Below are 12,945 nucleotides of genomic sequence, written 5' to 3' on the forward strand. Positions count from 1 at the left end.
ATGGATGAAAAAACGATTAAATATGTTAACAGATCAAAATACAGGACCCGTACATTAAGAGCTATTGGGGATGACATAAAGATGCCTAAAGAGATTGCTAGGGATAGTGGCATTTTACAGAATCATATATCAAATGTGTTGAGGGAACTTAAGGATAAGGACCTTGTCGAGTGCCTGAATCCTGATGCACGTAAAGGCCGTCTTTATAGGTTGTCTGATGACGGTTTGGACATGTTGGATAAAATCAAATAACTTTTTTTCACTTATTTTTTTTCACTTCGTGGAAACCTTTATATACTATATGGTGTTAATATATTGTGTGTAAGTTATACACAACTTAACAACACAAATTAGTGGAAGTGAAAAAATGAAAGAAGTACCATCAACTGAAAACTTGGATTTAATATTTGTAATGGATCGCAGCGGATCCATGGGCGGTTCTGAAAGCGACACCATTGGAGGATTCAACTCATTCATCCAAAGGGAAAAAGACAAAAACTTGAACACCCGTGTAACTACAATCCTTTTCGATGACCAATACGAAGTGCTATACAAAAGAAAAGCAATCGGCGATGTGGCCGAACTGACCAGAAACGAATACTGGGTAAGAGGATGCACTGCACTTCTTGATGCAATCGGAAAAACAATCAATAGTCTCGATAAGGAAATAGACAACAAAGTCCTCTTTGTAATAATGACTGACGGTTTGGAAAACGCCTCCCGCGAATATTCGAAAGAACAAATCAGGAATTTGATTTCCAACCACAATTGGGAATTCATCTACATCGGTGCAGATATCGATTCATACACCGAAGCGGGAAAGATTGGAATCAAAAGAACCAATACTGCAAACTATAGAAAATCAAAAGAAGGATTTGATGATTTATACTGTTCAGTAAGTGATGCTGCAGATTATATGAGACGTGACGTGAAACTGAATAAGGTAGACTGGAACAAGAGACTAAAAAAATATGATGACTAATCATATTTTATATTTAATTTTTTAAATGCTCTTTTTCGCCTCACACAACTTTCACAAACTCCACAGGGTTTGTCATCTCCTTTATAACAGGAATAACTCAACTCCATTGGAGCACCGACCTTAATGCCAAGTTCAACAATTTCCTCCTTATTCAAATCAATGGCTGATGCTTCAATTCTTATTTTATCAGGTGAACCGACATCAATAAGTTCATTGAATTTTTCCATATACTGTTTGGAATTATCGGGAAATGTGGCACCTTCCTCGCCGTTCCATCCGACGATAATAATTTCTGCACCGATGCTTTCAGCATAGGACAGTGCAATTGATGTAAAGACTGTGTTTCTTGCAGGTACCCAAACGCTGCTTGCAGTTTCACTGCTTTTATCCAAATCATCCAAATCATCTTCGCCAAGTTCAGGAATGTCTGCATCGGTATTCAGGCTTGAAGTGCTGATATTTGAAAGCCAAGGCAAATCAATCACTTCATGCATCCAGCCCATCTTTTCACAGATTCTTTTTGAAGCATTGATCTCCTGTTTAGCGGCCTTTTGACCATAATCAAATGTTATTGCATGGATTTCATATTCCTCATCAAAAACGCATGTTGCAACAGTGCAGTCAAGGCCTCCCGATAAGACTGAAATGGCTTTTTTCATCGAATCATCTCCTTGATGTCTTTTAAGGCAAGTCCGCTATCCTTTGCGATTCTTTTAAGATCTTCATATTCAGGCCTTCTGGATATGACTTTGCCTGCAACATAACCTGTCTTGAATGTCACATCATAATCCCTGCCGTTTATGGTGAATGTTTCAACCTCAAATTCCCTTTTTGCAACTCCCCTGTGGATGTGTGGTGCGATTCTGATGCCCAGGCTGCCGGTTTCATTAAAGATTACCTCCAGAATAGTCTCCCTGTTTTCTTTTCGCGAAATTACTTTAAGAAGGTTTCCGGGCCTGTTTTTCTTCATGATTATTGGGGTGATTGACACGTCGCTGGCGCCGGCATCCAGGAGCACGTCAAACAGATAGCCCATTTCTTCGCCGGTGAGATGGTCGATGTTTGTTTCGATGACATCTATCTCATCGCTTGGGGTGATGTCTGAACTTTCAATTATCCTTAAAACGTTAGGATGGTCAAAATCCTTTCTGCCTGCGCCGTAACCGGTTTTTTCAGGTTTTGCCATTGGAATGAACTCTTTTATCTCATCGCACAATTCCATATATATTGCAGATCCTGTAGGTGTTGCAAGCTCGCTGTCGACAGGGCCTCCGATGATATTTGCATCCTTCAGGATTTCAACAACGGCAGGAGCAGGAACAGGTATTGTTCCATGTGCGGTTTTGACCCTTCCACCTCCGACTGCTATTGGAAGACCGATAATCCTTTGTGAATCAAAGCTCAATTGATAATATGCATAAACGGAACCTATCACATCGGCAACCGCATCGCTTGCGCCGACTTCATGAAAGTGAATCTCATCCATTGTCTTTCCGTGGACCCTGCTTTCAGCTTCGGCTATTCTTTTAAATATATTGACGGAAGTTGCCATTACATTTTCTTCCAAATCCAGATTTTCAATTTTTGAAATGAATTCGGGATAATTGAGGGGTGGCTTGTTTTCAAGCATTTCAACATGGCAGAATGTTGAATCGATTCCGTGTTTTTGGATTTTATCAAAAGTCACCTCAACCCTTCCAAATTCGAGTGCTGATTTTTCCATTATTTCCTTCAGTTCATTGGCATCTGCTCCCAAATCGACAAATGCTCCAATTATCATGTTTCCGGCTATTCCACTGGATTGTGGGTCAATAATTATTGTCATAATGATAAGTCCTATTAAAGTGGTATAATATAACTTTAAATTAAATAATTAATATATATTATCTCATGAAATTTAATGTCATTGAAAAGGATTATGGGATTTGCATTAATAACCCAAATCACTTTTTAGCATTCAGTGATTTTACGGTAAGCGACGGAATAGACATAATTGAAAATGTCAACATCCTAAAGGCAAAAGACGATTTCAGAGCCACTGCAAAAAGGGCACAGGCTTTCAATCAGTCACAGTCATCATACATTGCCCAGGCAACCGATTCCCTTGATTACTTCACCAATGCTTATGATGACATAACCATTTTCACATTCATGGCAAATGATGTTGTCATTGAAGATTTTACGGATGAGCTGAAGGTCGCCAATTCCCCTAAGGGGTTCGTCGATGCAAGAATCAATTTCAGCCATGTGGTCTATTTGGATAAGGCGATTTCACCAAAGGACCTGCTTAAGATATTCAAGCTGATAACCGGAGTCAAAGACAGGGTCCTGGCCGATATGGCGCTTCCTTTGCATATAAGAAATATTCTCAACACCGATGATTTTCTGGCTGTTCTGGGAAATCTTCCCCAAAATGACGGAGAGTCACTGGACATCAACAACGCCGAATATGATGATATGGATTTCGATGAGTTGAAAGTCAGAATATCCGAAGCCGTTGAAATCAGCCTGGAGGATGCCTTCAGGTATTATGGTTTGACATTCGGCATCCTTGATTATTTCGTTTCATGGGGAATCCAAATTGGAGATCTGGTCGATGCGGGAATGGAGCTTGTTGAAGGTGCTGAAATAACTGAAGAATTGAGAGATAAGATGAAGGAGCAAATTCTCAGGTCCTTGAGTGATGTCAATGTTGTTGCATTGCTTGCGGCTGCAATGAGAACCGAACAGGACCTCAACGGCAGGGGAATACGTGAAATTGATTCAAAAGAAGGTGCATCCGGGATTTATGCGGATAAGATATTGGGCCTTGCGATTTCAAATCAGATTGCCGGAACAAAAGCGGCATTCAACTTTAAGATATATGATGAAGCAAAACCTGGAATTGTCTGGGGGCTGCAGCCGGTCCTTGACGGCATTTTTGCGGGATTGGTCGCAGGTTGTGTGACAAAAATTTTTGAGGAATAATTATGGAAGACGACAGCTACTTTGAAGATGAGGAATTTTCACCGATCAAATCTATTCTGGGGCTTTTGACATTCTCGACAATACTGCCCATCAATGTTTTCACATCAATAGAATGCATGACCAAGCTGACATGGTTCTGGCCGTTCATACATCTGTTCATTGGAATCTTGGCTGCAATCTGCGGTTATGTGTCTTTGGAAATTCTGCATTTGAATTCATTTTTCACAGCAGCTATCGTTTATGCGTTTCTGATGATAATAACCGGATATAATCATCTTGACGGTGTGATGGACATGGCTGACGGAGTCATGGTTCACGGCGAACCTGAAAAGAAGATAATGGTGATGAAGGATTCGTCAGTTGGTGCAGGTGCAATGGCAACACTTTTCATTGTTGCAAGCCTTACAATAACTGGAATCTACAATATACTGGATTATCATTTCATATTGGGAATTGTAATCTGTGAAATGACTGCAAAAACTTCCCTTTTAACCACCGCTCTATTGTCAAAGCCATTGGTTCCCGGAATTGGAAGCTACTTCATAAGGGAAACCAATCCTGCCAATTATTTCGCTTCAACAGTGATTGTGGCAATTATCTCATACCTTCTCGGCGGTTTCGTCGGCGTTATAGGGGTGGTCGGTGCAATCGTGTCCGGAATCATCATAGCAGTTGTTGCAAAAAGGAATTTTGTTTTGGCAAACGGGGATGTTTTGGGAATGAGCAATGAGGTCGGACGTCTGTTTTCACTGTTGTTCATGGCAGTTGCCTTATTCTTCCTTTAACTAAATTTTACAAGTCCAAATCAATATTGCAGTCTCATTATACATTGTTTTATATACTATGAGGTATAATGTATGATTGATGAGATTTACCACTGTTTCAGCATGTTTTTGTTAAATTTCCCATTTCATATTAAACATTAATACTTCATTGAATTATACATGTATCACCTCCACAATTGATTTCCAGTGGTATTTCTCATCAGATTTATATAATTTTAAGTAGTAATAATAAACTGATTACTATGAATGTTAATGTTTTAAGATTGGACCACAGACTGAAAAGAGATACCCGTATAACAACTCATGTGTGCTTGACTGCCCGTGCATTCGGAGCAAGCAAGATATACCTTGCCGGTGAGCGTGACAATCGCCTGATGGAAAACGTAAGGGATACCGCTTCAAGATTCGGAGGAAACTTTGAAATAGAATACACCGAAAGCGCAATGGGAGTTATCAACAGATGGAAAAGGGATGGTGGAAAAGTGGTTCACCTTACAATGTACGGAACACAGGCCCATGAAACCGCTCCTGAGGTGAGGGAAGACGGATCAGATATCCTAATCGTTGTGGGAGGAGCAAAAGTTCCTGGAAAAGTCTATAAGGCTGCCGACTGGAACGTGTCAGTGACAACACAGCCGCATTCAGAAGTGTCCTCTCTGGCGGTATTCCAGCACCTTCTGATGGACGGTAAGGAATTCGACCTGGAATTTGAAAATCCTGTCCTTGAAGTCATTCCGACAGCACACGGCAAAAACGTTAATATTCACGATGAAAACCGTTAGGATATGAAATCATCGAGCCTTTTGATGGCTTTAAGCTTTTCATCTTTTTTTATTCGTGCCTGATCGATTGCATCCCGCATGGTCTCAATGGAATTGTCGTATACCTCACGGTCAACAGGATATGGAAAACCATCCTTTCCGCCGTGGGTGAAGCTGTATTTTACAGGATCCTTCCAGCTTGCAGGCTCGCCGTAGACCAGATCGGATATCAGTGCAAGCGCCCTTATTTTTTTGGGACCGATTCCCTTAAGAAGAATCAGCTCCTCATAGTTTTCAGGCTGGATTTCCCATGCTTTGGTCAGCACCTCAAATTCAGAATCGGAAATGTCCATGTCCAGGACAGGGTGATGTGCAGGCATGCTGAAGTCTTCCAGAAGCATCTGATTGTCCTTTCTTTTGAAGTATTGTCTCAAATGGTTGGGATTGTCATTGATCAAATCAACGCTGATTTTTTGGGCCTCCTCGCTGTCCTTTGATGACATGTTCAGGGTGTTGGGGTTTTTCGCGTCACAGGATATTCCGCTGTGTGGGTCATTCAGTAACTTGTCCACTTCACTGCCGAGCCAGTGGTATCTGCGGGCATATTTGTTTGCGGTGTTAAGGCCCTGCTGGACAACTGCCCAGTCTCCCTTTTCTGTTATGAAGAAATTGTGCTGGTATAATGTGTAACCGTCCTGGATGCATGAGTTGTCGATTTTGGCGGAGAGCTTGCTTGTCTCGACAAGCTTTTCGGTTGTTTTTGTCCTTAGGTTGAAGACTTCCCCTGCATGTTCTATTCCCTGTGGTGTTTTTCTGGATTTGGCGCCCTTGCCTCCAGTCAAATAGATTCCGTGCTCTTCCGGTGTCAGTGAGGCTTTCAGGGCTCCAAGAGTTGTTGTTGTGGTTCCTGAAGAGTGCCAGTCAAAACCCAAAACGCATGAAAATGCCTGAAACCAGTAGGGATTTGAAATACGATTTAAAAATTCCTCCAAACTGTATTCCTCAATGATTACGCTGGCTAGCGCTCCGGATAACTTCACCATTCTTGAAAATAACCAGCTTGGAGGATGGCCTCCGTGAAGCGGTAAATTGACTGCACCTCTTCTTTGCATGAATAATGTTATATTAATTATAAGTATTATCTTTTTTCCGAGAGCATTTGCAAAGTATTTTTTTTAAGATATGCCACATTCACTTAAATATTGCTTTTTAAACAAAAGTTTATTAAGGAATAATTAACATACTTATTAAATGTTATATTTATTAACAAATTATTCAATCAAAATTATTAAGGAGCGTAATTATTATGGCTATAGATAACGGAGATTTTGTAAGAGTAAACTTTACTGGTAAAATTAAAGAAACAGAAGACGTATTTGACACTACTTATGATGAAGTCGCACAGGAAGCAGGAATTTTCGAAGAAAACAAAACCTACAAAGCAATCCCTATTGTTGTAGGAGGAAACCACTTATTGCCTGCAATCGAAGAAGCAATCATCGGATTAGAAGAAGGCGACAAAAAAACTATTGAAGTGGATTCCGAAAATGCTTTCGGTCCTAGAGACCCTTCATTAATTCAATTAGTCCCTATGAGAGAGTTCAAAAAACAAAACATGACTCCTTTCCCAGGTATGAAAATCCAATCCGAAGGCGCAACCGGTAAAATCCTAACAGTCAACGGAGGAAGAGTAAGAGTTGACTTCAACCACGAATTAGCAGGAAGAGATTTAGTATATGATGTTGAAGTAACCGAAATCATTGAAGATGATGAAGAAAAAATCAAAAGTATGATCGAGTTACACTACTCTAATCCTAACGTGGACATCGACAAAACCGAAATCGACATTGTTGACGGTGTTGCAAACATCCAATTGGATGAAATGTCCAAATTCGATCAACAGTCTTACATGGACATCACCTTTGCAAGATTCAGAATTGCAAAAGACATTTGGGACAACATTGAAGAAATTACCAAAGTCAATTTCGTAGATGCTTTCGAGAAAAAAGAAGAAGCTGAAGACGAAGAAGACGAAGAATAGATTTTATTATCTTAATCCGATTCACTGCTTTGATATAATCGGTGAATATTAATTTTATTGGTTTTTTGCCAATTGACTTGAATTGGAGTTATATAAATATAACTCTTTTTATCTTATTTTTTCTTTTTTTCATATTTTCCCATCCAAAATATTTTTTGAATAAATTATTGGAAACAATTATTTTTTATTTAAATATGGTAAAAACTTTGTAAACATAAATACATGTTGATTATATGAAAATAATAATTTTCAACATAAGATTTATAGCACTATTTAAATCGGCGAAATGTATAAATTATTCACAATTTATATTATTATATAACAGTTGAATAATTTTTTTAAATTAGCTGTAAAGGAGGATATTATGAATAAACTAACTAAGATTACAATAGCTGTTCTGGCAATCTTTGTGATTGGAATGAGCATTAGTGTAGCTTTTGCGGATCCTGTTTCAGCCACCAAATACAAAGGAAAAAAATCAATGACTGTTACAGTGAAAGACGGTAAAAAAACAGTGAAAATAAAATGTAAATACAAATCAGGATCTGGTGGCAGTTACTCTGGTAAAAAGGGAAAATATGTGGTTTATGTCTGGAAAGGACCTAAACAAAGTCCTATTTACAATGGTTGGAATACTGTCGCTAAAAATCTCAAATCACACAAAGTATGCAACAAGCTTGGTCATAAAAAACCAGTTACTAAAGTAAAATTAAGGTATTACAATTGAGCAACTAATGATTAGGAGGATTAAATCCTCCACTTTTCATTAATTTGTGGTTTAGATATGTGTTTTTGATATATTCATCATTTTCAAACAAATTTTCTCTTAAATTCTTTTTTTATCCTGGATTGCAACAATTCCAGGAATATTTTCCACTTTTAATTCATACATGGCTTCCATGCCCTCATTTTCAAATAAAACACACTTTTTTTCCAAAACCTTGTTTGTAAGCAATGCTGCAACCGGAGGGGTTATTACAAAAATGGAATTGTTTCTATAAAGCGCCTCAACAGTCTCATCGCTTAGCATTCCCTTTCCTATATGTATCTTGACTCCTGCTTCACTCAAAGGCGCTATTGTTGATTCAATTTCAACCTTGCTGCTGGTTGTCGGGGCAATTCCCGCATCGCTGAATGCGGTGTGCATTATCACAGAGCCTTTCAAATCAAAGGGAACCTCATCTTTTTCAATCAGTTCCACAAGCTGGGGAAGCGCCGCATCACGGCCGGTGTATATGGTTCCTGAAATGCTTATCTGCTCGCCAGCCTTGAGACCGGCAATGTCCTCATCGGTAATTGGGGTGGTCAGATTTGTCATGATAATTATTTTATTTTTAATTTTTTATAAATCTTTAAATTTTGATGTTTTCACATAAGATATTTAAATGTTTATTAACATAGATATAATACATTCTATATTTATTTATCATAAAATATGATAGGAGATTTTAAATTGATTATTATTGATGAAAATTTGTGTAAAGGATGTCATCTTTGCTTGTTCATGTGTTATAAGAACGTATATGCAATATCTCCTGAAGTAAACAAGAAAGGAGTTCAATTACCCTTTGTGAAATTCGAAGAAAGATGTACCAAATGCGGTACTTGTGAAGTTGCATGTCCCGACCAAGCAATTACAGTTGATTTGCCGGAAAACTGGTGGATGAACGAAGATGTTAATTTTAATCCATTATTCACAAGGCATGGAAAGTAGGTGTATAAAATGGCTGAAGAATTTTTTATTCAAGGAAATGAAGCATGTGCTAAAGGAGCAATAGCTGCAGGCTGTAGGTTCTTTGCAGGTTATCCTATTACTCCATCTACAGAAGTTGCAGAAACTTTAGCAAGAGAATTGCCAAAAGTTGGAGGTTCATTCGTTCAAATGGAAGATGAAATCGCATCTGCAGGAGCTATCATTGGAGGTTCATGGGGAGGAACCAAATCAATGACTGCCACTTCAGGTCCTGGTATTTCATTAATGCAGGAAAATATCGGTTATGCATTCATGACAGAGACTCCAATCGTTATTGTTGATGTTCAAAGAGGCTCTCCATCAACCGCTCAACCGACTATGGCTTCACAATCAGATATGATGCAGGCCCGTTGGGGATCACACGGAGACTACGAACCGATTGCATTGTCCCCATCAAGCGTTCAGGAATTTTTCGATTTCACAATAAAGGCATTTAATTTGGCTGAAGAATACAGATGCCCGGTATTGGTCATGGCCGATGAGGTCATAGGGCACATGAGGGAAAAGATAGTCGTTGATGACAATATTGAAGTCGTTGCAAGGAAAAAGCCTGAAAAGACTGATGATTATCTGCCGTTTGAAAACATTGAAAACGGAACAACTCCTATGCCTGCATTCGGTGACGGATTCAATATTCATGTAACAGGCCTCACTCACGATGAAAGAGGTTATCCTGACACCAACACTCCTGAAACTCATCATAACTTAATAAAAAGAATCTGCGATAAGGTTTTAAACAATAAGGATAAGATCTGCTCTGTTAAATCTGAAGGCTGTGAAGATGCAGATATCATAATCGTTTCATATGGAGCTCCTGTAAGGTCCGCAGTTGAAGCGGCAAACAGGGCAAGAGCAAACAATCAGAAAGTCGGTTATGTCAAAATCGACACTCCATGGCCATTCCCTGATGAACAATTGAAAGAGATTACCAAAAACGCAAGCGACGTACTCGTTGTAGAGATGAATCTGGGTCAAATGTATTATGAGGTTGACCGTGTACTCGGAAAGGACACTAATGTTCATCTCATGGGCGTGATTGGAGGATTATTGCCGACCCCTGATGAAATTTTAGATGAAATCAACAAGATAGGAGGAAACTAAAATGTCAGAAAATAAGAACAGATTTCTCCCATATTTAAGAGAAGACAGACTGCCTCACATTTTCTGTCCGGGTTGTGGAAATGGTGCAATCATCAATGCATTTTTGGCAGCTATGGAAAAGGCAGAAATGGATTTCGATAATATCGCAATGGTTTCCGGAATCGGATGTTCTTCAAGAATTCCAGGATATCTTAAATGCGATTCACTTCACACCACTCACGGAAGGGCATTGAGCTTCGCAACCGGTTTGAAAACTGCAAACAAGGATTTGGATGTTGTAGTGTTTACCGGTGACGGTGATGCGGCTTCTATCGGTGGTAATCATTTGATTCATGCGGCCAGAAGAAACATTAATCTGACTGTAATCTGTATCAACAATAACATTTACGGTATGACTGGTGGTCAAATCAGTCCTACTTCACCAAAAGGCAGTTTCGGAACAACTGCTCCTTACGGCAATTTGGATTCTCCATTCAAATTGGCAGAACTCGTTGCAGCAGCAGGTGCAAGCTATTCCGCAAGATGGACAACAGTGCAGATAGAAAATCTTGTCTTGTCAATCAAGGCAGGATTGAAAAACAAAGGATTTTCATTCATCGAAGTTGCAACACAATGTCCAACTTACTTCGGCCGTAAAAACAAGCTCAAGACTGCTACTGCTATGGCTGCAGTAATGAAGGCAAATACCATATTCAAATCTGCTGCAGACAGAATGAGCGCAAGAGAATTGGAAGGCAAAATCGTTGTTGGTGAATTTGCCAATATCCAAAAAGATGAATTTACAGAAAACCTTGAAAGGATTAGTGTGGAAAAATCTGGTAAGAAAACTCTTATCAACTCTGCATATTCAACAGAATTATAGGTGGATAATATGAGAACTGAAATTAGAATTTGTGGATTTGGAGGTCAGGGAATAATTCTTGCAGGCATTATCTTAGGTAAATCTGCAAGTCTTTTTGATGAAAAAGAAGCTGTTCAAACCCAATCTTATGGTCCTGAAGCTCGTGGAGGGGCTTCCAAATGTGAAGTTGTCATTAGTGACACTGCAGTCGACTATCCGAAGGTTCAAAGTCCGGATATTTTAGTGGCCATGTCAAATGAGGCCTTAATCAAGTATATCGTGGATTTGAAGGACAACGGAATTTTGATTGTTGATCCGGGCACAACCGATGTTGAAGATGTAAGAGATTTTATTGAGGAACATAATATTGAAGTTTATGAGGCTCCCGCTACAAAGACAGCCACCGATGAAATCGGACTTAAGATTGTAGCCAATATCGTTATGGTCGGAGCCATTACAAAAATTACTAAAGTGATATCCAAAGAGGCAGCCATCAAGGCAATTGAGGCCAGTGTTCCAAAAGGAACCGAAGAAAAGAATGTTGCTGCTTTCGAAGCGGGTTATGCTTTAGCTGAATAGGTGTTATAATGAGATTTTTTGAAAGTGTAGCAAAACAAATTTTTAGAAAGGAAGGAATCCCAATCCTGGAAGGTCATGTTGCAAACTATCCTGAGGAAGCTATGGCGGTAGCCTCTGAAATGGGGTTTCCGGTAGTTGTCAAGGCGCAAGTTTTAACCGGGGGAAGAGGTAAAGCCGGAGGTATAAAATTTGCAAACAACCCTGGTGAAGCCCTAAAAGTTGCCAATGAAATTTTAGGAATGGAAATTAAAGGCGAAAAGGTAAATCATTTGTTGATTGAAGAGAAGGCAGAAATATTAAATGAATTCTTTGTCACCGTTTCTGTTGACAGGGGAGCTAGAAGGCCGGTAATCCTTGCAAGTAAGGAAGGTGGGGTCGAAATCGAAAACTTGGCTAAAACAAACCCTGAAAAAATCATCAAGTATTATCCAAATCCTTTGATTGACTTCTTGCCATATGAAGCCCGTGAAATCGCCCGTAAAATGGGTGTTGCATCTGAATTGATTTCACCTGTGGGAAGCATCATCTGGAAACTATACCAATTATTTGAAAAATATGATGCAGACACTGCCGAAATCAACCCATTGGTCCTGACTCCGGATGGCCTGATTGCAGCTGACGCAAAATTGGTTGTTGAAAACGATTCATTGTACAGGCATCAGGACCTTGTCGAAAGGATGAACTATAAGAAAAAGGCAGTGGACTTTGTCCAATTGAACGGAGATATTGCTGTAATCGGTAACGGCGCAGGATTGACACTGACTGCTATGGACATGATTAATCTCAATGGAGGAGAGCCTGCAACATTCCTTGATATTGGTGGTGGAGCTTCAGAGCAAATCATCAATCAGGCTTTAAGCATCGTCTTAAACTATGAACCTGTTAAAGTCGTGTTCCTGAATGTTTTAGGAGGAATTACCAAGGCTGATGATGTTGCACGTGGTGTAATAAAGGCTTTGGAAAATGTTGAGCGCAAGGTTCCTATCGTCATCAGATTAACCGGAACCAATGAAGAGGAAGGTCAAAGGCTTTTAGAGGAAGCTGGAATTCCATATGAAACATCAATGGAAAAGGCAGCTAAAAAAGCAGTTCAACTTTGCAATGAGCTGAAAGCCGAAGGCAAATGATTTTGCTG

16 protein-coding genes are annotated in these 12,945 nt (G+C 39.5%); 12 read left to right on the top strand and 4 right to left on the bottom strand.

Going from position 1 to position 12,945, the window contains the following annotated elements:
* On the top strand, window positions 1-252 hold the full coding sequence (locus QZ138_RS00945; RefSeq protein ID WP_292885073.1) for a transcriptional regulator: 252 nt from the start codon (window positions 1-3) through the stop codon (window positions 250-252).
* A 115-nt stretch (window positions 253-367) separates the two neighbouring features.
* Window positions 368-982, top strand: coding sequence for a vWA domain-containing protein (locus QZ138_RS00950; protein ID WP_292885075.1), 615 nt, complete (start codon window positions 368-370; stop codon window positions 980-982).
* Here the strand turns inward: QZ138_RS00950 and queC are convergent.
* Together queC and larC are read right to left on the bottom strand one after the other, a co-directional pair.
* Window positions 979-1,641: a 7-cyano-7-deazaguanine synthase QueC gene (gene queC / locus QZ138_RS00955; protein WP_292885078.1), complete on the bottom strand. Its 663-nt coding sequence runs from the start codon at window positions 1,639-1,641 to the stop codon at window positions 979-981. The genes QZ138_RS00950 and queC overlap by 4 nt on opposite strands.
* Window positions 1,638-2,807 carry a nickel pincer cofactor biosynthesis protein LarC gene (gene larC / locus QZ138_RS00960; protein WP_292885081.1) on the bottom strand — a complete coding sequence of 390 codons (1,170 nt, stop codon included), beginning with the start codon at window positions 2,805-2,807 and terminating at the stop codon, window positions 1,638-1,640. The genes queC and larC overlap by 4 nt, the downstream gene beginning before the upstream one ends.
* Window positions 2,808-2,872: 65 nt before the next feature.
* Between larC and QZ138_RS00965 the strand changes: the two genes are divergently transcribed.
* The 3 genes from QZ138_RS00965 (at window position 2,873) to QZ138_RS00975 (ending at window position 5,516) form a co-directional block, all read left to right on the top strand.
* On the top strand, window positions 2,873-3,949 hold the full coding sequence (locus QZ138_RS00965; protein ID WP_292885084.1) for a phosphatidylglycerophosphatase: 1,077 nt from the start codon (window positions 2,873-2,875) through the stop codon (window positions 3,947-3,949).
* A gap of 2 nt (window positions 3,950-3,951) precedes the next feature.
* Window positions 3,952-4,734 (top strand): adenosylcobinamide-GDP ribazoletransferase, encoded by a 783-nt coding sequence (gene cobS, locus QZ138_RS00970; protein ID WP_292885087.1) that lies wholly within the window; start codon window positions 3,952-3,954, stop codon window positions 4,732-4,734.
* 242 nt (window positions 4,735-4,976) lie between these two features.
* Window positions 4,977-5,516 carry a tRNA (cytidine(56)-2'-O)-methyltransferase gene (locus QZ138_RS00975; RefSeq protein WP_292600847.1) on the top strand — a complete coding sequence of 180 codons (540 nt, stop codon included), beginning with the start codon at window positions 4,977-4,979 and terminating at the stop codon, window positions 5,514-5,516.
* Here the strand turns inward: QZ138_RS00975 and QZ138_RS00980 are convergent.
* The gene (locus QZ138_RS00980; protein WP_292885090.1) at window positions 5,513-6,607 is read right to left on the bottom strand and encodes a DUF763 domain-containing protein; all 1,095 of its coding nucleotides are present in this window, start codon (window positions 6,605-6,607) and stop codon (window positions 5,513-5,515) included. The genes QZ138_RS00975 and QZ138_RS00980 overlap by 4 nt on opposite strands.
* A gap of 194 nt (window positions 6,608-6,801) precedes the next feature.
* Here QZ138_RS00980 and QZ138_RS00985 point away from each other — a divergent pair, with 194 nt between their 5' ends.
* The gene (locus tag QZ138_RS00985) at window positions 6,802-7,536 is read left to right on the top strand and encodes a peptidylprolyl isomerase (protein WP_292600851.1); all 735 of its coding nucleotides are present in this window, start codon (window positions 6,802-6,804) and stop codon (window positions 7,534-7,536) included.
* A 364-nt stretch (window positions 7,537-7,900) separates the two neighbouring features.
* Complete coding sequence (locus QZ138_RS00990) at window positions 7,901-8,263, top strand: hypothetical protein (RefSeq protein WP_292885093.1); 363 nt, start codon at window positions 7,901-7,903, stop codon at window positions 8,261-8,263.
* Between the two features lie 99 nt (window positions 8,264-8,362).
* Here QZ138_RS00990 and QZ138_RS00995 read toward each other — a convergent pair whose 3' ends face one another.
* Window positions 8,363-8,854, bottom strand: coding sequence for a fumarate hydratase C-terminal domain-containing protein (locus tag QZ138_RS00995; protein WP_292885095.1), 492 nt, complete (start codon window positions 8,852-8,854; stop codon window positions 8,363-8,365).
* A 135-nt stretch (window positions 8,855-8,989) separates the two neighbouring features.
* Between QZ138_RS00995 and QZ138_RS01000 the strand changes: the two genes are divergently transcribed.
* From QZ138_RS01000 to sucC, 5 genes are read left to right on the top strand one after another with little or no spacing between them, the layout of a single operon-like run.
* Complete coding sequence (locus QZ138_RS01000) at window positions 8,990-9,250, top strand: ferredoxin family protein (protein WP_292600867.1); 261 nt, start codon at window positions 8,990-8,992, stop codon at window positions 9,248-9,250.
* A gap of 9 nt (window positions 9,251-9,259) precedes the next feature.
* Complete coding sequence (locus tag QZ138_RS01005; protein WP_292885097.1) at window positions 9,260-10,390, top strand: 2-oxoacid:acceptor oxidoreductase subunit alpha; 1,131 nt, start codon at window positions 9,260-9,262, stop codon at window positions 10,388-10,390.
* Window position 10,391: 1 nt separating this feature from the next.
* Window positions 10,392-11,252: a 2-oxoacid:ferredoxin oxidoreductase subunit beta gene (locus tag QZ138_RS01010; protein WP_292885099.1), complete on the top strand. Its 861-nt coding sequence runs from the start codon at window positions 10,392-10,394 to the stop codon at window positions 11,250-11,252.
* 9 nt (window positions 11,253-11,261) lie between these two features.
* Window positions 11,262-11,810, top strand: a complete 549-nt coding sequence (locus tag QZ138_RS01015) for a 2-oxoacid:ferredoxin oxidoreductase subunit gamma (protein WP_292600861.1) — start codon at window positions 11,262-11,264, stop codon at window positions 11,808-11,810.
* Between the two features lie 8 nt (window positions 11,811-11,818).
* Window positions 11,819-12,937 carry an ADP-forming succinate--CoA ligase subunit beta gene (gene sucC / locus QZ138_RS01020; RefSeq protein WP_292885102.1) on the top strand — a complete coding sequence of 373 codons (1,119 nt, stop codon included), beginning with the start codon at window positions 11,819-11,821 and terminating at the stop codon, window positions 12,935-12,937.
* Window positions 12,938-12,945 lie beyond the last annotated feature (8 nt).

Source organism: Methanobrevibacter sp. UBA212, from assembly GCF_905233225.1.
Taxonomy (GTDB): Archaea; Methanobacteriota; Methanobacteria; order Methanobacteriales; family Methanobacteriaceae; genus Methanocatella.

What these genes read in the sequence shown, in the direction of transcription:
- sucC (WP_292885102.1), top strand. Translation starts at nt 11,819, where the DNA reads ATGAGATTTTTTGAAAGTGTAGCAAAACAAATTTTTAGAAAGGAAGGA.
- QZ138_RS00965 (WP_292885084.1), top strand. Translation starts at nt 2,873, where the DNA reads ATGAAATTTAATGTCATTGAAAAGGATTATGGGATTTGCATTAATAAC.
- larC (WP_292885081.1), bottom strand. Translation starts at nt 2,807, where the DNA reads ATGACAATAATTATTGACCCACAATCCAGTGGAATAGCCGGAAACATG.
- QZ138_RS00985 (WP_292600851.1), top strand. Translation starts at nt 6,802, where the DNA reads ATGGCTATAGATAACGGAGATTTTGTAAGAGTAAACTTTACTGGTAAA.
- cobS (WP_292885087.1), top strand. Translation starts at nt 3,952, where the DNA reads ATGGAAGACGACAGCTACTTTGAAGATGAGGAATTTTCACCGATCAAA.
- QZ138_RS01015 (WP_292600861.1), top strand. Translation starts at nt 11,262, where the DNA reads ATGAGAACTGAAATTAGAATTTGTGGATTTGGAGGTCAGGGAATAATT.
- QZ138_RS00980 (WP_292885090.1), bottom strand. Translation starts at nt 6,607, where the DNA reads ATGCAAAGAAGAGGTGCAGTCAATTTACCGCTTCACGGAGGCCATCCT.
- QZ138_RS00945 (WP_292885073.1), top strand. Translation starts at nt 1, where the DNA reads ATGGATGAAAAAACGATTAAATATGTTAACAGATCAAAATACAGGACC.
- QZ138_RS01010 (WP_292885099.1), top strand. Translation starts at nt 10,392, where the DNA reads ATGTCAGAAAATAAGAACAGATTTCTCCCATATTTAAGAGAAGACAGA.
- QZ138_RS01005 (WP_292885097.1), top strand. Translation starts at nt 9,260, where the DNA reads ATGGCTGAAGAATTTTTTATTCAAGGAAATGAAGCATGTGCTAAAGGA.
- queC (WP_292885078.1), bottom strand. Translation starts at nt 1,641, where the DNA reads ATGAAAAAAGCCATTTCAGTCTTATCGGGAGGCCTTGACTGCACTGTT.
- QZ138_RS00995 (WP_292885095.1), bottom strand. Translation starts at nt 8,854, where the DNA reads ATGACAAATCTGACCACCCCAATTACCGATGAGGACATTGCCGGTCTC.
- QZ138_RS00975 (WP_292600847.1), top strand. Translation starts at nt 4,977, where the DNA reads ATGAATGTTAATGTTTTAAGATTGGACCACAGACTGAAAAGAGATACC.
- QZ138_RS00990 (WP_292885093.1), top strand. Translation starts at nt 7,901, where the DNA reads ATGAATAAACTAACTAAGATTACAATAGCTGTTCTGGCAATCTTTGTG.
- QZ138_RS00950 (WP_292885075.1), top strand. Translation starts at nt 368, where the DNA reads ATGAAAGAAGTACCATCAACTGAAAACTTGGATTTAATATTTGTAATG.